The sequence below is a fragment of the [Roseibacterium] beibuensis genome, from assembly GCF_039542305.1.
Lineage (GTDB): Bacteria > Pseudomonadota > Alphaproteobacteria > Rhodobacterales > Rhodobacteraceae > Roseibacterium > Roseibacterium beibuensis.
Window position 1 is genome coordinate 850,573 of sequence record NZ_BAABHW010000001.1, and the last position, 21,007, is coordinate 871,579.

The window sequence follows — 21,007 nt, forward strand, 5'->3', positions numbered from 1 at the left end:
TCAGACCGGTAACCACCTCGGATCCGGCATTTGTTGACAGTTTTTATCGGTTTTCGTAGATGATGCAAGTCAGGCGATGGAAACCAAGCATCGCCCCACGCGCAAGCCCGTTCGGTGCCAGCCAATCATCCCGAAACTTCGACCGCACCGGAGGCTTCATGCGCACCCTCTGCCACCTGACCCTTGCGTTCACGCTCCTGTCCGCCCCCGTTCTGGCCCAACAGGCCGATCAGCCCCCGCGCCTCGGTATCGAGTTGAACCGGGTCGATCAGCTGGACGGCGCCTGTCGCCTGACCTTCATGGCCGAGAATGCCACCGGCGCGGACCTGTCAACGCTGTCGCTGGAAACCGTGCTAATCGACACCGCGGGGCAGGTGGACCGCCTGACACTGTTCGACTTCGGCGCGCTGCCTGACGGCCTGCCGCGTGTGCGCCAGTTCGATCTGGGGGCGCTCGATTGTGCGCAACTGGGGCGGGTGTTGATCAACGGCGTGGCCGAATGCAGCGGCGGCGCGGATTGCGCGGGGGCCCTCGGCGTCTCCTCCCGCACGGATGTGGAGGTGATCGGATGAACCTCCTCGACACCATTCTTGCGCGCCTTCAGGACATTATCGACCTTGGCGGCCCGGTCATCGGCCTGCTGCTGCTCCTGTCGATCATCGCGGTTGCGACGGTGATCTGGAAGCTGTGGCAATTCCAGGCGCTCGGCGTGGGCCGGCATGGCGGCATCGCCCGCGCGCGTGCGGCCATCGATGCGGGCCGCCCGGCCGAGGCGGCGCAGATCCTCGCCGGATGCCGGAGCCACCTTGCCCCCGTGCTGGCCATGGCGATCGAGGGCGCCGCCGACACCAGGGCGCGCCTGGTCGCCATGGCCGAGGATCGGCTGGGGCGCGTCGAACGCGGGTTTCGCCTGCTCGACAGCATCGCGCAGGTTGCGCCGCTTCTGGGGCTGTTCGGCACCGTTCTGGGCATGATCGACGCGTTTCGCGCCCTGCAACAGGCGGGCGATGCGGTGGACCCGTCGGTTCTGGCGGGCGGCATCTGGGTCGCGCTGCTGACCACGGCGGCGGGCCTTGCCGTCGCCATGCCGACCACGCTGGCGCTGACCTGGTTCGAAAGCCGCGCCGCGCGCGAACGGGCCTGCGCCGATCTCGCTTTGGAGACCGCGTTCCACCCGATGTCGTCGCACGGACGGCCCGAGGTCGCGGCACAGCCTGCGCGGGTCGAGGCGATCCATGCCGGTTAGAACGCGCATCTGGCGGCGGCGCCCGATCACCCTGACGCCGCTCATCGACGTCATCTTCCTGTTGCTGCTGTTCTTCATGCTCAGTTCCACCTTCACACGCTTTGCCGAGGTGCCGTTGCAGAATGCCGGTGGCGGGGCCGCGCCGGGCCCGCGCCCGATCTTCCTGCAACTGGGGCCCGAGGCGTTCCGCCTGAACGGCGCGCCCGTGGGCGATGCCGATCTCATCGACGCCCTGACCGCGCTGCGGCCCGACAAAGGGGAACCCACGACCCTTCTGGTGACGCTGTCCGAAGTCGTCACATCGCAGCGCCTGATCGACCTGTTGGTGATGCTGCGGCCTGTGCCGTGGCTGGCCGTTTCCGTGCTGGGATAACGCCATGGCCCTTGCCCCTTCGCGCAAACGCCGCCGCCCCGAGCCGATGATCGCGCTGATCAACGTCGTGTTCCTGATGCTGGTCTTCTTCCTGGTCGCCGCCAGCATCGCCCCGCCGATGGAGCGCGGGGTGACCCTCGTGCGCGCCGACCGGCTGGAGGGGCGCGCGCCGCCCGACGCCGCCGTGATCCGGGCGGACGGGACCATGGTCTATCGCGGCGCCGAGATCACCTCCGAGGCCTACCTGACCGAGCGCCTGTCCGAACGCGGGGCCGAGGTTGCGCTGCGGCTTGTCCCCGACCGCGCCCTGCCTGCGCAGGACCTCGTTGCCATCGCGCGCGAGTTGCGCGCGGCCGGTGCGGCCGAGATCTGGATCGTGACCGAGCGGGGCCTGCCATGAGGAGGCGCGCGCCCTTCGCAGTCGGCGTCGCGGCGCTGCTCTCCGTCACCCTGCATGGCACGGGCATCGTGGCGCTCGGCGGGGAGGAGCGCGAAACCCTGTCCGGTGGCCCGCCGCAGATCGCGATGATCGGCAACAGTTTCGAGGATGCCGTGGCCGGTGTCGCCACCCCCGTGCCGCCCTCCGAGGTCACCGAAACGCCCGACCGGATCGACCCGACCGAGGCCGCGCGGCCAGACCGGATCGCGCCGAGCGAGGCTGAGCCGGTGGCGCAGGCGACCGTCGCCGAAACCCGTCCCACAGATCCGCCCACCATTCCCAGTCCCATGATGGCCGAGGTCACCCCGACGCCGCCGAGCGCGCTCGCCCCGACGGTCCCGGTCGCCGCTACCCCCGTCACCCCCAGCCCCGCGCAACCCGCGACCCGGCCCCAGCCGGAACGGGTCGAAGCGCAGCCCGATCCCGTGGTGCGGCGCCCCGAGGCCGACACGCCGCGCCCAACGCCCCGGGTCGCGCGCCCCGCGCCGCAACCGTCGCAACCCGCCCCTCAAGGCAGCGCCGCGACCACCACGCGGGCGGGCGAGGCGGCAGGCCAGCAGACCGGGGCAGGGGCGCAGACCGCCGCCGGAGACACGGGCAGCAGCGCAAGCGACGGTCGGGCCGCAGCGCGGTATCCGAACCTGGTCAACCGCCAGCTGACGCGCCTGCGCCGTCCGAACACTCGGTTCAGCGGCGCGGCGGTGATCGCCTTCACCATCGCGCCGTCTGGCGGGCTGGCCGCGATCTCGGTCGCGCGCTCCTCCGGCAATGCCGAGTTCGACCGGATCGCGCTGTCGCATGTGCAGCGCGCGGCCCCGTTTCCGCCACCGCCGCCCGGCGCGCAGCGCAGTTACAGCGTGGCTGTGCGCGGCCGGTAACAGGCTGAGAAAAATCGCGATCTGCTTTCTTGACTAAAACAATCGGGAAATGTAGCGCAGCCTCACGAACGCGCCCCACCCGCAGGCAGGTCCCGCGACAGACAATGCCAAGGAAAAGGGGCAAATCATGCGTCGCACGGTGTTGCTTTTGACGACAGCGCTGGCCACCTCGGGTGCGTCCGCGCAAGCACAGGATCTGGGTTTCGTGCTCGATCCGATTCTCCTGGGGACCGCCTTCCGCGATGAACGCGCAGTGCTCGATACGCCGGCGGCGGCTTCGGTCATCGAGGGCGAAGACCTCGCCAATCGACAGGCCGGCGATTTCCAGGACCTGATCGGCGATCTGCCGGGCGTATCCATCAACGGCGGCCCGCGCGGCATGTCGCAAGAGATCAACATCCGGGGCTTCTCCGACGACCAGATCGTGTTGCGCTTCGACGGCGGGCGGTTCAACTACAGCCAGGGTCACCGGGGCCGGTTCTTCGTCGATCCCGACCTGGTCGGCAGCGTCGAAGTGGTGCGCGGCGGCGGATCGACCCTCTACGGCTCGGGCGCGCTTGGCGGGGTCGTCTCGGTCGAGACCATCTCGGCGGCGGATCTGCTCGGCCCCGACCAGACCGAAGGCGGGCGCGTCACGCTCGGCTACAGCTCGAACGGCGAGCAGGTCAACGCCAACTCGATGGTCTATGCCGATTGGGGCGATTGGGATGCGCTGCTGTTCGTCGGCGGGCGCCAGATCAACGCCGATCTCGAAGCCGGTGGCGGCGACGACATCGCCTATTCGCAAGTCGACTCGGTCAACGGCCATGTCGCCATCGGGTTCGAGCCGTCGGCCGACAGCCGGTTCGAACTGACGTTCTCCAGCTACCTCGACGAGGGGCAGATTCCGTCGAACTCCAACGGAGCGGTCACCGGGTCGAACCCGCTGGTCGACCGCGAGGCGGAGGTCACCAACCTGCGCCTGTCGTGGGATTATGCCCCGGTCGCCTCGGACTGGATCGATCTGTCGGTCCTGGCCTATGGCACATGGCTCGAGATCACCGAAGACCGCGTGACCGCGCCCCGTCTGGATGAGACGCGCTACGAGACGTTCGGCTTCGAGGTCACGAACCGCTCCAGCTTCGATCTGGGCGTGCCGGTGGACCTGGTCTACGGGTTCGAAGCCTTCCGCGACACGCAGGAAGGCGAACGTGACGGCGCCCCGCGCACGGCCTTCCCCGATGCCGAGGCCGACACGGTGGGCGTGTTCATGGAGGCCACGGTCTCGGTCAGCCCGTCCTTCGACGTGATCGCCGGCCTGCGCTACGACCTGTACGAGCGCGACCCGAGTGACGCGACGCTCGACGAGGTCAGCGAAGAGTTCCTGTCGCCCCGTCTCGGCGTCAGCTACCGACCGACCGAAGAATGGCAGATCTTCGCGAACGTGGCCCGCGCCTTCCGCGCGCCGTCGCTGACCGAGCTCTACAACAGCGGTCTGCACTTCGCGATCGGGGCACCGTTCCCGCCGGACAACTTCTTCGTTCCGAACCCCAACCTCGACCCCGAGGAGTCGACGCAATTCGAGATCGGGGCGCGGTTCGAACGCATGGGCGTGTTCAGCGCGGGCGACCGCCTGAGCTTCTCGGCCAATGCCTATTTTGCCGAAGTCGAGAACTTCATCGAGATGGCCGTGAACATCCTTGCCGGCACCACGACCTTCACCAATGTCGATGCCGAGCTTTGGGGCTTCGAGGCCGAGGTCGATTACGACGCCGAGCGCTGGTTCGCGGGCGCGGGCCTCAGCATCGCGCGCGGCGAAGGGGCCGATGGCGACTGGCTGTCGTCGCTGCCGCAAGATCGCCTGACCCTGGAGGCCGGGTATCGCCCCAATGACGACTGGAGCGTCGGCGCGCGCGCGACCTTCGCCGCCGAGCCGATTGCCGACGACACGTTCGACGGCTACCGGACGCTGGACCTGTTCGCCTCCGTCGCGCCGGAAAACGGCGTGTTTGCAGGCAGCACGATCCGCTTCGGCATCGATAACGTCTTTGACGAAGACTACGTGATCTATCCCAACGGCCTGTCTCAGACCGGCCGCAGTTTCGAACTGACGGCGAGTTTCACCTTCTGACCTGATCGTCATTTCGCCAAAAAGAACCGCCGCGCTCCTTTCGGACCGCGGCGGGCTTTTTTGCTCGATTTTGGTTCCGGATCAGGCGGCGGCGTCGCGGGCGATGTGCTGGATCGCCGAGAAGCCCTCGAAGCTCGGGCTGCCCTCGTGCAGTTTCGAGGTGGTGCCGGCATTGGCATGGGCCTTGCGGAACTCCTCGGAGCGGGTCCAGGCGCGGAAGACCTCTTCGTTTTCCCACACCGTGTGGGAGGCATAGAGGATCGTGCCATCCTCCTTTTCCGGGCCCTTGAGCATGTGGAACTCGACAAAGCCCTCCATGTCTTTCAGGTGGCTGTCGCGGCCGAGCCACAGCGCCTCGAAGGCGTCGGCATTTTCGCTGCGCACCGTGAAGCGGTTCATGGCGAGATACATGGGGTCGTTTCCTTTCACTGTCTTGAAACTGGGTCAGCCCGCCCGGCGGGCCATGTGGGGCAAGAGGAACGTCGCAGCCTCGCCCGGCGTCGCGTTCACGCGCAGCTGGCAGCCATAGGCGTGGCTGAGGGCCGCATCGGTCAGGACGGCGGCGGGGGAACCCTGCGCCATCACGCGCCCGCCCGCAAGCATGGCGACCGACTGCGCGTAGATCGCGGTCAGGTTCAGGTCATGCATGACGGCCACGACGCCGCCGCCCTGCGCGGCGTAATCGGCCATCAGGTCCATCACCTCCAGCTGGTGCCCGATATCGAGGCTGGAGACCGGTTCATCGAGAAACAGCCAGCGCGGCCCGTCATGCCCGACCGGGTGCCAGACCTGCGTCAGGACGCGGGCCAGTTGCACGCGCTGCTGCTCGCCGCCCGATAATTCCTGGTAATAGTGCCCCTCGAACCCGGCCAGCCCGACACGCTCCAGCGCCTCCGAGGCGCGATGCGGCGGGGCGCGGTCGGCGGCGGCCATCTGGCCAAGGCGCACGATTTCCAGCACCGTGAAGGGAAAGGCGATGCGGCTGGCCTGCGGCAGCACCCCGCGCCGCGTGGCCAGGTGCCAGCCGGGCATCTGCGCGATGTCGTCCCCGTCCAGCCGGATGTCCCCCTCGTAGGGCAGATCCTGCGTCATGGCGCGCAGGAGGGTTGTTTTGCCCGACCCGTTGGGGCCGACGATGCAGGTGACCTCGCCGGGCTGCGCGGTCAGGTCGACGCCGTGCAGAACGGTTGTCGCGCCCAGGTTCACCCGGATGTTCTTGGCGCTCAGCATGATCTCACACGTCCAGAAGGCTGCGGTTGCGCAGCAGGATCCACAGGAAGAACGGCCCGCCCAAGGTGGCCGTGACGATCCCGATGGGCAGTTCCGCCGGCGCGACGACGCTGCGCGAGATCATGTCGGCCAGGATCAGCAGGCTTGCCCCCAGAAGCGCGGCATTGGGCAGCAGGAAACGGTGATCCGGCCCGATCACAAGGCGCAGCAGGTGCGGCACGACGATCCCGATGAAGCCGATACCCCCCGAAACCGCCACCGCCGCCCCGGTCGCCGCGGCCACCATCAGGACGGCGATGTTCTTCATTTTCTGCACCGGGATACCCAGATGCGCCGCCGGTCCTTCGCCCAAGGCCAGTCCGTTCAAGGCACGCGCAAGAAAGGGCGAGGCCGCCAGCGCCAGCCCGATCAGCGGACCAGCGACCAGCAGCTTGTCCCATGTCGCCCCCGCCAGCGATCCCAGCCCCCAGAAGGTCAGGTCGCGCAGTTGGGCGTCATCGGCGAGGTAGATCAGGATACCCGACAGTGCGCCCGCGAGCGCGGCAATGGCGATCCCGCCGAGCAGCATGACCGCGACCGAGGTTCGCCCCCGCGTCGTGGACAAACGGTAGAGCAGCAGCGTGGTGCCCCATCCGCCCAGAAAGGCCGATACCGGCACGAGGTAGAAGCCAAGGCTCTCCGAAACGGCCAGGGGCAACAGCCCGCCCAGCACGATGGCCCCGATAGCCCCAAGCCCGGCCCCGGCGCTGACGCCGACAAGCCCCGGATCGGCCAGCGGGTTGCGGAACAGGCCCTGCATCACGGCCCCCGACACGGCCAGCGCCGCCCCCACAAGAATGCCGAGGCCAAGGCGCGGCAAGCGAATGTCGAGCAGGATCACCGCGTCGCGCGCAGCGATCTCCTCCCCCCGCAGAAGATTGGAGAGCGCGCCCCACAGGCTGGTGCCGGACGCCCCGGTGCCGAGGCTCAGGACCGAGGTGACGAGCAAGAGCAGGCTCAGCGCCACCATGGCCCGCGCACCCCGCCTATCGCGGTCGCCGGGCAGGGTGACACGAGCATGTGCCGTCATGGCGTGCGACATCGCCAAGGTCAGCTCCCGGTGGTCTGGAACGCGTCGGCCAGCGCGCGCACCGCCTCGGGCGTGCGCGGGCCGAACCCCAGAAGGCGCGTCCCCGGCTGGCGGACGATGCGCCCGGCCTCGACCGCCGGGGTGTGGCGGAGCATCGGGTGGGCGCGCATGGCGTCATCGCCCATGGCGTGATCGCCGGTCCGGTCCATCATCAGGATGACGTCGGGTGCCGCCAGCAGCACCGCTTCGTCGCTGATCTGCCGGTAGCCGCTGAACCCCTCCAGCGCGTTCATGCCACCGGCCAGTTCGATGATCCCCTGCGCCGCCGTGCCGGCCCCTGCGGCCATGATCCGGCCCCCCTGCATCGACAGGATGAACAGCACGCGCGGCGGGGTGTCGATGCGGGCGGCCTCGACCGCTGCCGCCAGCTCCGCCTCGACGCGGTCGGCAAGGGCTGCGCCGTCCTCGGGCAGGCCAAGCGCCTCGCCCACGGTCTCGATCTTGGCGCGGATCGCGGGCATGTCGTAGCCCTCCGGCACCGTCACAAGCGGGACCGAGGCGCTGTCCAGCACCTCCAGCGTTTCCGGCGGGCCGCTGCCTTCGATGGCGATGATCAGGCCCGGATCGAGCGACAGGACCCCCTCGGGCGACAGGGCGCGGACATAGCCGACATCGGGCAAGGCCAGCGCCGCCTCGGGCCAGGTCGAGGTCGTGTCGCGCCCCACCAGCCGGTCGCCCGCCCCAAGCGCATAGACGATCTCGGTCACCGATCCGCCAAGCGAGATGATGCGCCCGCGATCTTCCTGGGACTGCACCGGCCCCGTGAACACCCCGAGGACAAGCGCGATGACGGCAAGAAGCACGGACAATCCGCCGTGGCAGTGTCCGGGCGTCAGGCGGAAGACAAAGGAAAACGGGCGTGAAACCATGGCTTGGGCGATCTCTCGGCGAAAGGTGTCGGGGATCGCTGGCTCTGCAACAGGGCAGGGCTGGCCAATGCGCGCGGCATTAGTTGATTGAATTAGTCGGGAAATGGATCATGCGCAAGTGCTCACCCGCCCGAGGCTCCGCCGATCCGCGCATGTAGGCCAATGAAATGGACGGTTTGCACAGGTCTGCACCGAGCCTTGAGAAACGAGGTTTCTCAGCCCGCCATGATGGCACCGGGATGCCTGATGACCTCGGCTGCAAGGCCATGCCCGGCGGCCATGGCGCTTAGCTCGTCCTGCCCGCGGGCAAGCGCGGCGAGATAGGCCGCGTTGAAACTGTCGCCGGCGGCGGTGGAATCGACCACCTCGACCGGGCTGCCAGCCGGTAGCGTCTGGCCGGTGGCCAGGTCGATCGGCCCCTGGTCGCCGCGTTTCAACGCCCCGCGCGTCGCGCCCAGGGCGCGCAGATGCGCCAGAACGGCGGCGCTGCCATCAAGGCCGGAGAGACGTTCTTCGTCGTCGAGCGAGGGCAGGGCGATATCGGCAAGCCGCCACATCCGGGTGTTGGCCGCTACAGCGGCCTCGGGGCTGTCCCACAGGCGCGGGCGGTAGTTGCTGTCATAGGCCAGCGTGCCGCCCAAGCGGGTGAACTGCTCGGCCCAGTCGAACAGGCGCGCGCGGCTGTGTTCGGGCAGAATGGCCAGCGTGATGCCGCTCAGGTACACCAAGTCGAACCCGTCCAGCGCGGGAAGGCCAATCTCGCACGGCTCATCGAACAGGCTCCGCGCCGCCGAGGTGGAGCGCCAATAGCTGAAACTGCGCTCGCCCCTGGCATCCGTGTCGATAGCGTAAAGCCCCGGCATCATGCCAACCCGCCGTTCGACAAGGTCGCTTTCCACGCCCTGTCCGCGCAGCGCGTCCATGATCCGGTCGGAATAGGGATCATCGCCCAAGGCGGTCACGTAGCTCACGTGAATGCCGCTGCCACGAAGCGCCCTTACCATGTAGACCGCCGTGTTGTAGGTGTCGCCCGCCACGCCGATCCGGGCCGTGCCATCCGCGCGTGCGATCAACTCGATCATCACCTCGCCCACGCAGGCGATGCGGCGGATGGGGCGTTTGGGATCTGGCATGGCGGTCTCCTCTGGCGGGTCGTCTCGAAAGGGGTAAACGGGTTCCCTCCCATGTGAAACGACGAAAGGGCCATCACGTTCCCGTTCGGGGCATCGTCCTCGATTGACCTGTTCAGGGGGGACGGGGGTTCCTGATCCGGGACGCGACCGTGGCCAAGGGTTAAGCGCATGGGACGACAGCTATTGGCCGTGGCCCTGATGGTCCTGAGCGGCACGGGCATGGCAGCGGCGCAGATGGGGCATGGCGGCGGTGCATGACCGCATGATGCGCCAGCAGGGAAACTGACCGCTCAGTCCGACCCGGACCAGGCCTTGGCGACCGGCGGGGCGACGGCCAGCAGGTCCACCGCGCGCGCCGCGATCTGGCGGGCGATCTCGGACACGGTGGCATGGGGCAGGTAGAAGGGCGGGACGGGCGGCAGCACGATGGCCCCCATCTCGGTCACCGAGGTCATGTTGCGCAGATGGGCCAGCGTCAAGGGGGCCTCCCGCGCCAGCAGGACCAGCCGCCGCCGTTCCTTCAGTTGTACGCTTGCTGCGCGGGTCAGCAGGTTGTCGTCCAGCCCATGGGCGATGGCCGCCAGCGACCGCATGGAGCAGGGTGCCACGATCATGCCCGAGACGGGGACCGAGCCCGAGGCGATATCCGCCCCGATATTGCCGATTGCGTGGCACCGGGTGGCCATGGCGCGCAACTCTCCGAACGCGTCGGGCCCGATTTCCTCGGTCAGGGTGCGTTCGGCGGCGCTGCTGGCCACAAGGTCGATCTCCGCCCCGATGCTGCGCAGGTGCCGCGCGGCCTCCAGCGCCAGAACGGCACCCGACGCGCCTGCAACGCCCAGGATGATGCGCGCCGGGGTCATGCCGCCCCCCGCAGCCGCAGGCGTGTGACCAGGTCCTCGGCGAAAGCCGCATCCTCGGGCGCGGTCTTCATCACCGTCCCCCAGTCGCGCGTCGTCTCGGCCTCGATCTTGGTGGTGGCGTCGATACCCATCTTTCCCGCCAGCCCCGGCTGCGGCGAGGCGAAGTCGAGGTAATCCATGGGCGAGTTTTCCAGCAGCATCAAATCGCGCCCCGGATCCATCCGGGTGGCCATGGCCCAGGCGACATCGTCCCAGTTCTTCGGGTCGATATCGTCATCCACCACGATCACCATCTTGGTGTAGCTGAACTGCGGCAGCATCCCCCACAGCCCCATCATCACGCGCCGGGCCTGCCCCGGATAGCGCTTGTCGATGGACACAACCGCGATGCGGTAGGAGCACGCGGCGGGCGGCAGCCAGAGGTCGCGAATTTCCGGGATCTGCGCGCGCATCGTCGGCAGGGCGAGGCGGTTGAACACCTCGCCGATGATGGCGGGCTCATCCGGCGGACGGCCCGTGTAGGTGGAGAGGTAAAGCGGATCGCGCCGGTGGGTGACGGCGGTGATCTCGACCACCGGGAAGGGCTCGGCCTTGTTGTAGTAGCCGGTGTGATCGCCGAACGGCCCCTCGGGCGCGGTCTCGGTCTGCGACACCCAGCCTTCCAGCACGATCTCGGCCTCGGCGGGCACCATCAGCGGCACCGTCTTGGCGGGCACGAAGCGCGGGCGCGACCCGTTCAGGGCACCGGCGAAGGTCAGCTCCGACACGGTCTCGGGCAGGGGCAGGGCGGCGGACAGCAGGCTGGCGGGATCGGCCCCCAAGACGAGGGCCACCGGCGTCCTTTCTCCCGCGCGGCCCCATGTCCGATGATGCGCCGCGCCACCGCGATGTTGCAGCCACCGCATGATGACGCGGTTCTTCCCGATTACCTGCACGCGGTAGACGCCCGCGTTATAGCGGTTCAGATCGCCCGGCGCGCTGTCCTGCGGGCGCGTGACGACGATGGGCCATGTGATCAGCGGCCCGGCATCGCCCGGCCAATGGGTCTGTACCGGGATGCGCGACAGGTCCACGTCCGCGCCCTCGACCACCTCGTCCTGCACCGGCGCGCTTTTCACCGTCTTGGGCCGGGTCGAGAGCGCCGCTTTCAGCATCGGCCAGCGCGACAGCGCGTCACTGATCCCTTCGGGCGGGGTGGGCGCGCGCAGGGCGGCAAGGAACTCGCCCAGCCCGTCGATCCCGTCCAGCCCCATGCCAAGGCCCGCCGCCACGCGGTCCGTCGTGCCGAACAGGTTGGTCACAACCGGCATGTCGAGGCGTGTCGCCCCGTCCACCGGCGCATCGAAGCGCAGGACCGGGCCGCCATCCTCCAAGACACGGCGATGCACGGCGGTCATGCGATGGCGGATCGGCACAAGCTCCGCGATGCGGGCCAACTGGTCGGTGGCTGCGCACCAGTCGAGGAAGCTGCGCAAGGTCGGAAAGGGGGGCAGGTTTCGCAACGGAGGGGCCTTCGATCGAATGCGTGGCTCTCCGCCTAGCAGTAAAAAACCTGCCCCGATTTGATGGATGTCAATTCCGGTTGACAGGTTCCGGCATAGGAAAGCCGCGTGAGCCCCCTTGTTGTCTTCGCGAAGAGGAAAACGCGTGCCTCCATCCGATGCCCCGATCCCCCGTTTCCCGCAGCCGCTGGCGCTGGGCCTGCGGGTTGCGCCGCTTCTGCCCATGTCGCTGTCGCTGACGGTCTATGCGCGGCGCATCGCGCAAAGCCATCCGGGCCTGTTCCAGCGTTTGGGCGAGTATGACAGCACGCCCTTCGTGCTGGACCCGACCGACCTGCCCATCGTGATCGAGTTGCAGCCCAACAAGGGCCGCCCCTCGGTCCGCGTGGTGCGCGGGGCCGGGCAGGGCGAGGCGCGCATCGCCGGGCCGCTGGCCGCGCTGCTCGGGCTGGTTCACGGGGCCTATGACGGCGACGCGCTGTTCTTCTCGCGCGATCTCGTGATCGAGGGCGACACCTCGGCCGCCTTGGCGCTGCGCAACGCCGTCGATGATGCCGAACTGGACCTGTCCGAGGAAATCGCCCGGCTCACCGGGCCCTTCGCCGCTCCCATCAAACAGCTGATGGCCATCGCCGAACGGCGCACCGGCGTCAGCCTCTCGCGACCCGAGGAGGTCGATCTATGGTAATGGAAATCGTCTGCCCCGCAGGCACCCCCGCCGCGCTGCGCGCCGCCGTGAAGGCCGGCGCGCATACCGTCTATTGCGGCTTCAACGATGAAACCAACGCCCGCAACTTTCCGGGCCTCAACTTCAACCGCGATGAAATGCGCGAGGGCATCGCCTTTGCCAGATCGCACGGCGCCAAGGTGCTGGTCGCGATCAACACCTTTCCCCGCGCCGGCGGCGAAGAGATGTGGCACCGCGCCGTGGCGGATGCCGAGGCCTGCGGCGCCCATGCCGTCATCCTCGCCGATCTGGGGCTTCTGGCCTATGCCGCGAAAACCCATCCCGGCCTGCGGCGTCACCTCTCGGTGCAGGCGGCGGCGGCCAATGCCGACATGATCAATTTCTACGGCACGGAATTCGGCGTGAAGCGCGTGGTGCTGCCGCGCGTCCTGTCGGTGCCGGAAATCGCGGCGATCAACAAGGAGACCGAGGTCGAGACCGAGGTGTTCGTCTTCGGCGGTCTCTGCGTCATGGCCGAGGGGCGCTGCTCGCTGTCCTCCTATGCCACGGGCCGGTCGCCCAACATGAACGGCGTGTGTTCGCCCGCGTCCCATGTCGAGTACGAGGATAACGGCGGCGTTCTGGATGCGCGTCTGGGCGGCTACACGATCCACCGCGTGGGCAAGGGCGAAAGCGCGCCTTATCCGACACTCTGCAAGGGCTGTTTCAGCGCGGGCGAGAAGACCGGCCACCTGTTCGAAGACCCGGTCAGCCTGAACGCCGAGGCTCTGCTGCCCGAGTTGCAGAAGGCCGGCGTCACCGCGCTCAAGATCGAGGGGCGGCAACGCTCGCGCTCTTACGTGGCCGAGGTGGTGCGCAATTTCCGCGCCGCCGTCGATGCGCTGGACGCGGGGCGTCCGCTGCCGACCGGCATGCTGGCGCGGCTGTCCGAGGGGCAGGCGACCACGACCGGCGCTTACAAGAAGACCTGGAGGTAAGGGCATGGAACTGACCGTCGGACCGAACCAATTCTTCTGGGAAGCCGAGCGCTGGGCGGCGCTCTATGACGATCTGGCCGCCGCGCCTGTCGATCGCGTCGTGCTGGGGGAGCTTGTGTGTTCCAAGCGGCTGCCCTTCTACCAGGATCGCATCCCGCAGGCTGTGGAGACCCTGGCGCAGGCCGGGAAAGAGGTGGTGCTGACCAGCCTCGCCCTCGTGACGCTGAAGCGCGAGCGCAAGCTGACCACCGAACTGGCCGAGGCGGGCGCCCTGGTCGAAGTCAACGACCTGACCGCGCTGGCCTACCTGCCCGAAGGCGCGCCCTTCACGGTGGGGCCACTGGTCAACGTCTATAACGAGACCACGCTGGCCTGGCTGGCCGAAAAGGGCGCGACCCGCGTCTGCCTGCCGCCGGAACTGCCGCTCAGCTCCATCGCGGTGCTGGCCAAGGCGGGGGCGGATCTGGGCGTCGCCATCGAGGTCTGGGGCCATGGCCGCGTGCCGCTGGCGATCTCGGGGCGCTGCTACCACGCGCGGATGCATGGCCGGACCAAGGACAATTGCCAATTCGCCTGCGAGGACGATCCCGACGGGCTGGACGTGCACACGATGGATGACCAGCCTTTCCTTGCCATGAACGGGGTGCAGACGCTGTCGGACAGCTACGCCTGTGCCGCGCCGCACGTGGCCGCGCTGGAAGAGGCCGGCGTGAACGCGCTGCGCCTGTCGCCGCAATCCTCGGGCTTTGCGCAGATCTGCGGCCTGTACCGCGAGCTGGTCGATGGCACGCGCGACGCACGGGCAATCACCGCCGAGATCCAGCAGGTCGAGCCGGGCCATTCCCTGTCCGACGGGTTCCTGTCGGGGGCGCGCGGCGTCGATTGGTCGGGCGCCACCCTGCACTAGGCGGGGCGGTCCCCCGGCATCTGGCCCGCCACCGGGGCGACGGGCAGGGGCGCCATGGCCGCGCGCATCTCCTCGCCCGCGTCCCGCACCAGGCCTGCCAGCTCCGTCAATTGCGGGGCCAGCGGGTTGGATTTGCGCCAGATCATCCCGATCCTGCGCGAGGGTTGCGGCCCGTCGAACCGCGCGACCGAGACCTGCGCCGCGCGGGTTTCGACCTCGACCGCCATTTCCGGGATCAGCGTCACGCCGATCCCGGCGCTGACCATCTGCACCAGCGTCGTCAATGAACTGCCATCCAGCAATTCGCGCGGCGCATTGCTGGCAAGGTTGCAGAACGACAGGGCCTGGTCGCGGAAACAGTGCCCTTCCTCCAGCAGAAGCAGCCGCATCTCGCGCAGCATGTCGCGGCTGGGCACGGGTTTGTTCGCATCCGAGCCGGGACGCACCAGCACGAAATCCTCCGTGAACAGGTCCACCTCGGTCAAGGCGGGCTCCGAGACCGGAAGCGCGACAATGGCGGTATCCAGCCGCCCCTCGGACAATTCCTCGATCAGTTTCGGCGTCACCGTCTCGCGCACGCGGACATCCAGCGCGCCGTTGCCCTCGGTCAGGTGCGGGATGATGCGCGGCAGAAGATAGGGGGCGATGGTGGGAATCACCCCGATGCGCAGCCGCCCCGCCAGCCGGTTTCCCGTGCTGCGCGCAAGGTCGCTCAACTCCTCGACCCCGCGCAGGATGTCGCGAATGCGCGAGGCGACCTCCTCTCCGAATCCGGTCAGGCGGACCTGCCGCGCGCCCCGTTCGAACAGCGGCGTGCCCATCACCTCCTCCATCTCCTTGATCTGCATGGACAAGGCGGGTTGCGAGATTGCGCAGGCGTCGGCGGCATGCCCGAAATGGCCATGGCGGGCCAGCGCCTCGAAATAGCGCATCTGTTTGAGGGTCAGATTAAGCATAAGATGAACTTATCATGACAATCAGTAAATCCAACTAAAACTAATCAAACAGTCATGCTAGAACGATTCCAGAAAGTCGGGGTGCAGCGCCCCGGCCCGTGACCAACGGAAGGGAGCAAAGCTATGGACGGCAATACTGTCGAAAGCGAACTGAACGAAAGCCGTCGGGGTTGTCCGGTGATGCATGGCGGGGCCACGCATCACAATTCGGACGTGATGGAGTGGTGGCCGAATGCGCTGAACCTCGACATCCTGCACCAGCACGACACCAAGACGAATCCGCTGGGCCTCGATTTCGACTACCGCAAGGAGCTGGAAAAGCTCGACGTCGACGCGCTGAAGGCCGACCTGCACGCGCTGATGACCGACAGCCAGGAGTGGTGGCCGGCCGACTGGGGCCATTACGGCGGCTTCATGATCCGCATGGCGTGGCACGCCGCGGGCTCCTACCGTCTGGCCGATGGCCGTGGCGGCGGCGGCACCGGCAACCAGCGTTTCGCCCCCCTGAACTCGTGGCCGGATAACGCCAGCCTCGACAAGGCGCGTCGCCTGCTGTGGCCGATCAAGAAGAAATACGGCAACAAGATCAGCTGGGCCGACCTGCTCATCCTCGCGGGCAACGTGGCCTACGAATCCATGGGCCTGAAGACCTTTGGCTTCGCCTTTGGCCGCGAAGACATCTGGCACCCGGAAAAGGACGTCTACTGGGGCGCCGAGAAGGAATGGCTGGCCCCCTCGGACGAGCGCTACGAGAACGTCGAAAAGCCCTCGACCATGGAAAACCCGCTGGCCGCCGTGCAGATGGGCCTGATCTACGTGAACCCCGAAGGCGTGAACGGTCAGCCCGATCCGCTGAAAACGGCCGAGCAGGTGCGCGAAACCTTCGCCCGCATGGCGATGAACGACGAGGAAACCGCGGCTCTGACCGTTGGTGGCCACACCGTCGGCAAGTGTCACGGCAATGGCGACGCCTCCGTTCTGGGCGCCGAGCCCGAAGCGGCCCCGGTCGAGCTGCAGGGCCTTGGCTGGGATAACCCGAACATGGGTGGCAAGGCGTCCAAGGCCGTGACCTCGGGCATCGAGGGCGCCTGGACGACCAACCCGACCGTGTTCGATGACGGCTATCTCAAGCTGCTCTTCGGCTACGAATGGGAACTGCGGAAATCGCCCGCCGGTGCCCAGCAGTGGGAGCCGATCGACATCAAGGAAGAGGACAAGCCTGTTGACGCGTCCGACCCCTCGATCCGGCACAACCCGATCATGACCGACGCCGACATGGCGATGAAGATGGACCCGGCCTATCGCGCCATCTGCGAGAAGTTCGCCGAAGACCACGAGTACTTCCGCGATTGTTTCGCCCGCGCCTGGTTCAAGCTGACCCACCGTGACATGGGCCCCAAGGCCCGTTGGTTCGGCCCCGAGGTTCCGGCAGAAGACCTGATCTGGATGGACCCGATCCCGGCCGGCACCACCGACTACGATGTCGATGCGGTGAAGGCCAAGATCGCCGATGCCGGTCTGTCGGTGGCCGAGATGATCTCGACCGCATGGGACAGCGCCCGCACCTTCCGCGGCTCGGACATGCGCGGCGGCGCCAATGGGGCCCGCATCCGTCTGGCCCCGCAGAAGGACTGGGAAGGCAACGAGCCTGCCCGCCTGCAAAAGGTCCTCTCGGTGCTGGAGCCGATCGCGGCGGAAACCGGCGCGTCCATCGCGGACGTGATCGTTCTGGCCGGTAACGTGGGTCTGGAGCAGGCCATCAAGGCGGCCGGCTTCGACGTCGCGGTGCCCTTCACGCCGGGCCGTGGCGATGCCACCGACGAGCAGACCGATGCCGACAGCTTCGAACCGCTCGAACCGCTGGCCGATGGCTTCCGCAACTGGCTGAAGGCCGATTATGTCGTCAGCCCCGAGGAAATGCTCCTCGACCGGGCGCAGCTGTTGGGCCTGACCGCGCATGAGATGACCTGCCTGATGGGCGGCATGCGGGTGCTTGGCACCAACCACGGCGGCACCAAGCACGGTGTCTTCACCGACCGTGAGGGCGCTTTGACGACCGATTTCTTCGTCAACCTGACCGACATGGCCTACAAGTGGGTGCCGGCGGACAACAACCTCTACGAGATCGTCGACCGCAAGTCGGGCGACGTGAAGTGGACGGCGACCCGTGTGGACCTGGTGTTCGGCTCCAACTCGATCCTGCGGGCCTATGCCGAGGTCTATGCCCAGGACGACGCGCAGGAGAAGTTCGTGAAGGACTTCGTCGCCGCCTGGACCAAGGTCATGGATGCCGACCGCTTCGACGTGAAGTGATCCGCTGAGAAGATCCCCATCGCGAACAGGGGACCGGGGCCGCGTGTGATGCGCGGCCCCTTTTCATTGCAAGGCCGCGCGCCATTCATCATGATAAATCACCCGATCCCCAGGTGACCGACGACAGCCATGACCGCCGCCTCCGCCGACAAACCCCGCCGCTCGCGCCCCGTGCGCGTGGCCGACGCGATCAAGGACTGGGTGGTCGAGCGCAACCTGCAAAAGGGCGACCGTCTGCCGTCGGAGGCCGAGTTGATGGAGCGTTTCGGCATGGCCAAGGGCACCATCCGCGAGGCGATGCGCATCCTCGAAGCCCAGGGGTTGATCGAAACCCGCACCGGCCCCGGCGGCGGCAGTTTCATCGGTGAGGTCACCGCCGACCGCGCCAAGGCGCTGCTGGCCAACTACTTCTATTTCAATGAGTTATCGGTCGCGGATATCTACCAATTGCGCCGCGTGCTGGAGCCTGAACTGGCCGCCTCGCTCGCCGGGAAGCTGTCCGACGACCAACTCGCCGCGCTCGAAGCCGTGGTCGCGCAATACCCCGAGCCCGCCAAGACCGCCGAGGAAGAACGCGACCAGCATGTCGCCTCGCTCGCCTTTCACCGGCGGCTGGCCAATTTCTCGACCAACCCGCTTTTGGCCTTCGTGGTCAGCTTCATGGGCCGGATCCTGACCGACCTGACCGTTTACCGGCAGCTCTACGACCCGCCCAACCCCGAGCTCTATGAAAAGGGCCTCGCCTATCAGACCGACCTGATCGCCGCCCTGCGCGATGGCCGGGCCGAGGATGCCCGTGCCATCATGCGCGCCCATATGGAAACCGCCGAGGCGCTGATGCAGCGGCAGGAGGCGCAGGTATTGCGCCGGTTCATCGCCGAATAGGGCAGGGGGTCAGCGCTTCACGGCCGGTGAGGCCTCTATAATCGGCTCGGGCACCTCTGGCACCGCTTCGGAGGGCGGCGCGCGGTAGGGGTCGTCCAGCACCGGCACCACCTTGGTCCAGCCGAAATACGGGTCGGCATGGGCCACGCGATACAGATCGCCAAGCGCGGCCAGCGGCCGGTCGGAATGATCGATGCGCAGCGTCAGGGGCGCCGCGCGGCGCGACACGACCAGCAGCGCCGCCGATTTCAGCCCGCGCGCATCGCCGCCCGCCTGCGCCGCGCCATCCAGCGCCACCAGCAGGCGCTCGGCAAAGGGGCGGTCCGCCGCCCCGAGATAGCGCGCCAGGGCGGTCTCGATCACCTCCGGCCCGGTCAGCATGTTGCCCGCGACCACGACGCCCGGCGCGAACGCCTCGCCCGCATAGGCGACGCTTTCGACGCCGGTATGCGCACCGGTCCCGCCCCTGGGGTCCAGCGCCGCCAATTGCCGATGCGCGCGGCCCGTGTCGGGTGCAACCATCCGCTCCACCGCGTCCGAGGCCGGGGCGCCGTCCCGCATCAGGCGCAACACCCCGTCGCCCCACAGCGTCGAAGGCGCGGTGCCCTGGCTGGCCGACATGCCCGAATCGGCGTCGCCGCGCAGGACCCAGCCGCCGACGCACAGGCTTCCTGTGGCCGCCGCGCCGCCCATAAGGCCCGTTTTTTCATCATATGCGAGGATAGAAATCGTCACGCGCCTGCCTCCGCTGCCATGAGCCTTGCATTTATCATGATAATTTGGCGTCATTCAATTTATCATGATCAATACGAGAATGTTTTGACAGGAGAGGTGAAGAAAATGGCTTTGTTGAACTGGACCCGCCGCGCGGTCCTCGCGGGTGGGGCCGCCGTTGCGCTTTCCCTCGCCGCGCTCTCGCCCGTGTCTGCGCAGACGCCGCCCGGTGTCCTGGTCGTGGGACAGGTGGCCGAGCCGCAGGCGCTCGACCCGCACGCTGTCACGGCGGTCAATGATTTCCGCATCCTGATGAATGTCTATGACGGGCTTGTGCGCTACGCCTCCGGCACGCTCGAGGTCGAACCGGCACTGGCCACCGACTGGGAGATTTCCGAGGACGGCACCGTCTACACCTTCAGCTTGCGCGATGGCGTCGAGTTTCACGACGGCACGCCCTTCAACGCCGAGGCCGTGGTCTTCAACTTCGAACGGATGCTGAACGAGGATCACCCCTATCACGACACCGGCCCCTTCCCGCTGAGCTTCTTCTTCTCGGCGGTCGAAAGCGTCGAGGCCGTGGATGACATGACCGTGCGCTTCACGCTGAACGCGCCCTACGCGCCCTTCCTGTCGAACCTCGCCTATCCGACCGGCCTGATCGTGTCGCCCGCGGCGGTGATGGAGCATGGGGCCGAGTTCGGGCGCAACCCGGTCGGCACCGGCGCCTTCACCTTCGCCGAATGGCGCTCGAACGAAGCCGTGGTGGTCGAGGCGAACCCCGATTACTGGGATGGCGCGCCCGCGCTTCAGGCCGTGGTCTTCCGCCCCATCACCGACGCCAACACCCGTGTGGCCGAAATGCTGTCGGGCGGCATCGACATGATGGTCGAGGTGCCCCCGGTGGCCCTGTCCGAGTTCGAGGGCGACGCCTTCAACATCGTCGAACAGGCCGGCCCCCATGTCTGGTTCCTGATCCTCAACATGCGCGAGGGGCCGTTCACCGACCAGCTCGTGCGGCAGGCGGCCAACTACGCGATCAACAAGACCGCACTGGTGGACGAGGTTCTTGAAGGCACCGCCGCCGTGGCCGCAGGCCCGACGCCGCCCGCCTTCGCCTGGGCCTATAACGAAGAGTTGGAGCCCTATCCCTACGACCCCGACCGCGCCCGCGCATTGCTGGCCGAGGCGGGCGTCGAGAACCCCGAGATCACCTTCTACGTGACCGAGGGCGGCTCGGGCATGCTCGACCCGGTCGCCATGGGCACCGCGATCCAGGCCGATCTGGAGGCCGTGGGCTTTGACGTGACGATCGAGACCTACGAGTGGAACACCTTCCTTGGCCGCGTGAACCCGGGTCTGGAGGGCGAGGCCGACATGGCTGAGATGGCGTGGATGACCAACGATCCCGACACGCTGCCCTATCTCGCCCTGCGCACCGAGGCCTGGCCCGAGAATGGCGGCTTCAACTCGGGCTACTACTCCAACCCCGAGGTCGACGCCCTGCTGGAAGAGGCCCGCACGGCCACCGACCAGGCGCGCCGCGCCGAGCTTTACCGCGAGATGCAGGTGATCGTGCAGGAAGACGCCCCTTGGGTCTTCGTCGCCAACTGGGTGCAGAACGCGGTGACCAGCGACCGGGTCGACGGCTTCGCGCTCGAGCCGTCCTTCTTCCTGCTGCTCGACGACGTGGTGAAGAACTGATCCCCTGGCCCCGGCGCGACAGGGTCGCGCCGGGGCCGACCCGGAATTCTCGAGAATTCCGTCCAGAAATTCTCGAGAATTTCTGCATGCG

General features: G+C 67.6%; 21 protein-coding genes. 12 read left to right on the top strand and 9 right to left on the bottom strand.

Going from position 1 to position 21,007, the window contains the following annotated elements; all coding sequences use genetic code 11:
• Positions 1-158 precede the first annotated feature (158 nt).
• From ABD923_RS04290 to ABD923_RS04315, 6 genes are all read left to right on the top strand, one after another.
• The gene (locus ABD923_RS04290) at positions 159-572 is read left to right on the top strand and encodes a hypothetical protein (RefSeq protein ID WP_259546478.1); all 414 of its coding nucleotides are present in this window, start codon (positions 159-161) and stop codon (positions 570-572) included.
• Positions 569-1,246 (top strand): MotA/TolQ/ExbB proton channel family protein, encoded by a 678-nt coding sequence (locus ABD923_RS04295; protein ID WP_259546476.1) that lies wholly within the window; start codon positions 569-571, stop codon positions 1,244-1,246. Before ABD923_RS04290 ends, ABD923_RS04295 begins: the two co-directional genes overlap by 4 nt.
• The gene (locus ABD923_RS04300) at positions 1,236-1,619 is read left to right on the top strand and encodes a biopolymer transporter ExbD (protein ID WP_259546475.1); all 384 of its coding nucleotides are present in this window, start codon (positions 1,236-1,238) and stop codon (positions 1,617-1,619) included. Before ABD923_RS04295 ends, ABD923_RS04300 begins: the two co-directional genes overlap by 11 nt.
• Positions 1,620-1,623: 4 nt before the next feature.
• Complete coding sequence (locus ABD923_RS04305) at positions 1,624-2,019, top strand: ExbD/TolR family protein (RefSeq protein ID WP_259546474.1); 396 nt, start codon at positions 1,624-1,626, stop codon at positions 2,017-2,019.
• Positions 2,016-2,936: an energy transducer TonB family protein gene (locus ABD923_RS04310; protein WP_259546473.1), complete on the top strand. Its 921-nt coding sequence runs from the start codon at positions 2,016-2,018 to the stop codon at positions 2,934-2,936. Before ABD923_RS04305 ends, ABD923_RS04310 begins: the two co-directional genes overlap by 4 nt.
• 127 nt (positions 2,937-3,063) lie before the next feature.
• Positions 3,064-5,046 carry a TonB-dependent hemoglobin/transferrin/lactoferrin family receptor gene (locus ABD923_RS04315; RefSeq protein ID WP_259546472.1) on the top strand — a complete coding sequence of 661 codons (1,983 nt, stop codon included), beginning with the start codon at positions 3,064-3,066 and terminating at the stop codon, positions 5,044-5,046.
• Positions 5,047-5,127: 81 nt separating this feature from the next.
• On the opposite strand, the gene hmuQ is transcribed toward ABD923_RS04315, so the two are convergent.
• From hmuQ to ABD923_RS04350, 7 genes are all read right to left on the bottom strand, one after another.
• The gene (hmuQ, locus tag ABD923_RS04320; protein ID WP_222187985.1) at positions 5,128-5,457 is read right to left on the bottom strand and encodes a heme-degrading protein HmuQ; all 330 of its coding nucleotides are present in this window, start codon (positions 5,455-5,457) and stop codon (positions 5,128-5,130) included.
• 33 nt (positions 5,458-5,490) lie between these two features.
• Positions 5,491-6,276, bottom strand: a complete 786-nt coding sequence (locus tag ABD923_RS04325) for a heme ABC transporter ATP-binding protein (protein ID WP_259546471.1) — start codon at positions 6,274-6,276, stop codon at positions 5,491-5,493.
• Between the two features lie 4 nt (positions 6,277-6,280).
• Positions 6,281-7,345: a FecCD family ABC transporter permease gene (locus tag ABD923_RS04330; protein ID WP_405048271.1), complete on the bottom strand. Its 1,065-nt coding sequence runs from the start codon at positions 7,343-7,345 to the stop codon at positions 6,281-6,283.
• A 20-nt stretch (positions 7,346-7,365) separates the two neighbouring features.
• A complete protein-coding gene (locus ABD923_RS04335; protein WP_345229437.1) occupies positions 7,366-8,208 on the bottom strand; it encodes a heme/hemin ABC transporter substrate-binding protein in 843 nt (280 codons plus the stop codon).
• A gap of 281 nt (positions 8,209-8,489) precedes the next feature.
• Entirely contained in the window at positions 8,490-9,407 is a 918-nt protein-coding gene (locus ABD923_RS04340) for a sugar kinase (RefSeq protein WP_259546469.1), read from the bottom strand.
• A gap of 290 nt (positions 9,408-9,697) precedes the next feature.
• Positions 9,698-10,270, bottom strand: a complete 573-nt coding sequence (locus tag ABD923_RS04345) for a UbiX family flavin prenyltransferase (RefSeq protein WP_259546468.1) — start codon at positions 10,268-10,270, stop codon at positions 9,698-9,700.
• Positions 10,267-11,772 (bottom strand): UbiD family decarboxylase, encoded by a 1,506-nt coding sequence (locus ABD923_RS04350; protein WP_259546467.1) that lies wholly within the window; start codon positions 11,770-11,772, stop codon positions 10,267-10,269. Before ABD923_RS04350 ends, ABD923_RS04345 begins: the two co-directional genes overlap by 4 nt.
• Positions 11,773-11,917: 145 nt before the next feature.
• Here ABD923_RS04350 and ubiT point away from each other — a divergent pair, with 145 nt between their 5' ends.
• The 3 genes from ubiT to ubiV are packed head-to-tail and all read left to right on the top strand — an operon-like array spanning position 11,918 to position 14,344.
• Complete coding sequence (gene ubiT / locus ABD923_RS04355; RefSeq protein ID WP_259546466.1) at positions 11,918-12,460, top strand: ubiquinone anaerobic biosynthesis accessory factor UbiT; 543 nt, start codon at positions 11,918-11,920, stop codon at positions 12,458-12,460.
• A complete protein-coding gene (gene ubiU, locus ABD923_RS04360) occupies positions 12,460-13,437 on the top strand; it encodes a ubiquinone anaerobic biosynthesis protein UbiU (protein WP_259547421.1) in 978 nt (325 codons plus the stop codon). Before ubiT ends, ubiU begins: the two co-directional genes overlap by 1 nt.
• 4 nt (positions 13,438-13,441) lie before the next feature.
• Positions 13,442-14,344, top strand: a complete 903-nt coding sequence (gene ubiV / locus ABD923_RS04365; protein ID WP_222187970.1) for a ubiquinone anaerobic biosynthesis protein UbiV — start codon at positions 13,442-13,444, stop codon at positions 14,342-14,344.
• Here the strand turns inward: ubiV and ABD923_RS04370 are convergent.
• Positions 14,341-15,300 (bottom strand): hydrogen peroxide-inducible genes activator, encoded by a 960-nt coding sequence (locus ABD923_RS04370; RefSeq protein WP_259546465.1) that lies wholly within the window; start codon positions 15,298-15,300, stop codon positions 14,341-14,343. The two genes, ubiV and ABD923_RS04370, sit on opposite strands and share 4 nt — an antisense overlap.
• 123 nt (positions 15,301-15,423) lie before the next feature.
• On the opposite strand from ABD923_RS04370, the gene katG reads away from it, so the two are divergent.
• Together katG and ABD923_RS04380 are read left to right on the top strand one after the other, a co-directional pair.
• On the top strand, positions 15,424-17,613 hold the full coding sequence (gene katG, locus ABD923_RS04375) for a catalase/peroxidase HPI (RefSeq protein ID WP_259546464.1): 2,190 nt from the start codon (positions 15,424-15,426) through the stop codon (positions 17,611-17,613).
• Between the two features lie 129 nt (positions 17,614-17,742).
• Entirely contained in the window at positions 17,743-18,498 is a 756-nt protein-coding gene (locus ABD923_RS04380; RefSeq protein WP_259546463.1) for a FadR/GntR family transcriptional regulator, read from the top strand.
• Positions 18,499-18,507: 9 nt separating this feature from the next.
• Here the strand turns inward: ABD923_RS04380 and ABD923_RS04385 are convergent, their stop codons facing one another.
• Positions 18,508-19,233 carry a DUF1028 domain-containing protein gene (locus ABD923_RS04385; protein WP_259546462.1) on the bottom strand — a complete coding sequence of 242 codons (726 nt, stop codon included), beginning with the start codon at positions 19,231-19,233 and terminating at the stop codon, positions 18,508-18,510.
• Positions 19,234-19,338: 105 nt separating this feature from the next.
• Here ABD923_RS04385 and ABD923_RS04390 point away from each other — a divergent pair, with 105 nt between their 5' ends.
• Entirely contained in the window at positions 19,339-20,916 is a 1,578-nt protein-coding gene (locus tag ABD923_RS04390; protein WP_222187957.1) for an ABC transporter substrate-binding protein, read from the top strand.
• Positions 20,917-21,007 lie beyond the last annotated feature (91 nt).

Coding starts and splice junctions, on each gene's coding strand:
- hmuQ (WP_222187985.1), bottom strand. CDS start 5,457: ATGTATCTCGCCATGAACCGCTTCACGGTGCGCAGCGAAAATGCCGAC.
- ubiV (WP_222187970.1), top strand. CDS start 13,442: ATGGAACTGACCGTCGGACCGAACCAATTCTTCTGGGAAGCCGAGCGC.
- ABD923_RS04300 (WP_259546475.1), top strand. CDS start 1,236: ATGCCGGTTAGAACGCGCATCTGGCGGCGGCGCCCGATCACCCTGACG.
- ABD923_RS04290 (WP_259546478.1), top strand. CDS start 159: ATGCGCACCCTCTGCCACCTGACCCTTGCGTTCACGCTCCTGTCCGCC.
- ABD923_RS04390 (WP_222187957.1), top strand. CDS start 19,339: ATGGCTTTGTTGAACTGGACCCGCCGCGCGGTCCTCGCGGGTGGGGCC.
- ABD923_RS04295 (WP_259546476.1), top strand. CDS start 569: ATGAACCTCCTCGACACCATTCTTGCGCGCCTTCAGGACATTATCGAC.
- katG (WP_259546464.1), top strand. CDS start 15,424: ATGGACGGCAATACTGTCGAAAGCGAACTGAACGAAAGCCGTCGGGGT.
- ABD923_RS04345 (WP_259546468.1), bottom strand. CDS start 10,270: ATGACCCCGGCGCGCATCATCCTGGGCGTTGCAGGCGCGTCGGGTGCC.
- ubiU (WP_259547421.1), top strand. CDS start 12,460: ATGGAAATCGTCTGCCCCGCAGGCACCCCCGCCGCGCTGCGCGCCGCC.
- ABD923_RS04340 (WP_259546469.1), bottom strand. CDS start 9,407: ATGCCAGATCCCAAACGCCCCATCCGCCGCATCGCCTGCGTGGGCGAG.
- ABD923_RS04315 (WP_259546472.1), top strand. CDS start 3,064: ATGCGTCGCACGGTGTTGCTTTTGACGACAGCGCTGGCCACCTCGGGT.
- ABD923_RS04325 (WP_259546471.1), bottom strand. CDS start 6,276: ATGCTGAGCGCCAAGAACATCCGGGTGAACCTGGGCGCGACAACCGTT.
- ABD923_RS04370 (WP_259546465.1), bottom strand. CDS start 15,300: ATGCTTAATCTGACCCTCAAACAGATGCGCTATTTCGAGGCGCTGGCC.
- ABD923_RS04380 (WP_259546463.1), top strand. CDS start 17,743: ATGACCGCCGCCTCCGCCGACAAACCCCGCCGCTCGCGCCCCGTGCGC.
- ABD923_RS04305 (WP_259546474.1), top strand. CDS start 1,624: ATGGCCCTTGCCCCTTCGCGCAAACGCCGCCGCCCCGAGCCGATGATC.
- ABD923_RS04330 (WP_405048271.1), bottom strand. CDS start 7,345: ATGACGGCACATGCTCGTGTCACCCTGCCCGGCGACCGCGATAGGCGG.
- ABD923_RS04310 (WP_259546473.1), top strand. CDS start 2,016: ATGAGGAGGCGCGCGCCCTTCGCAGTCGGCGTCGCGGCGCTGCTCTCC.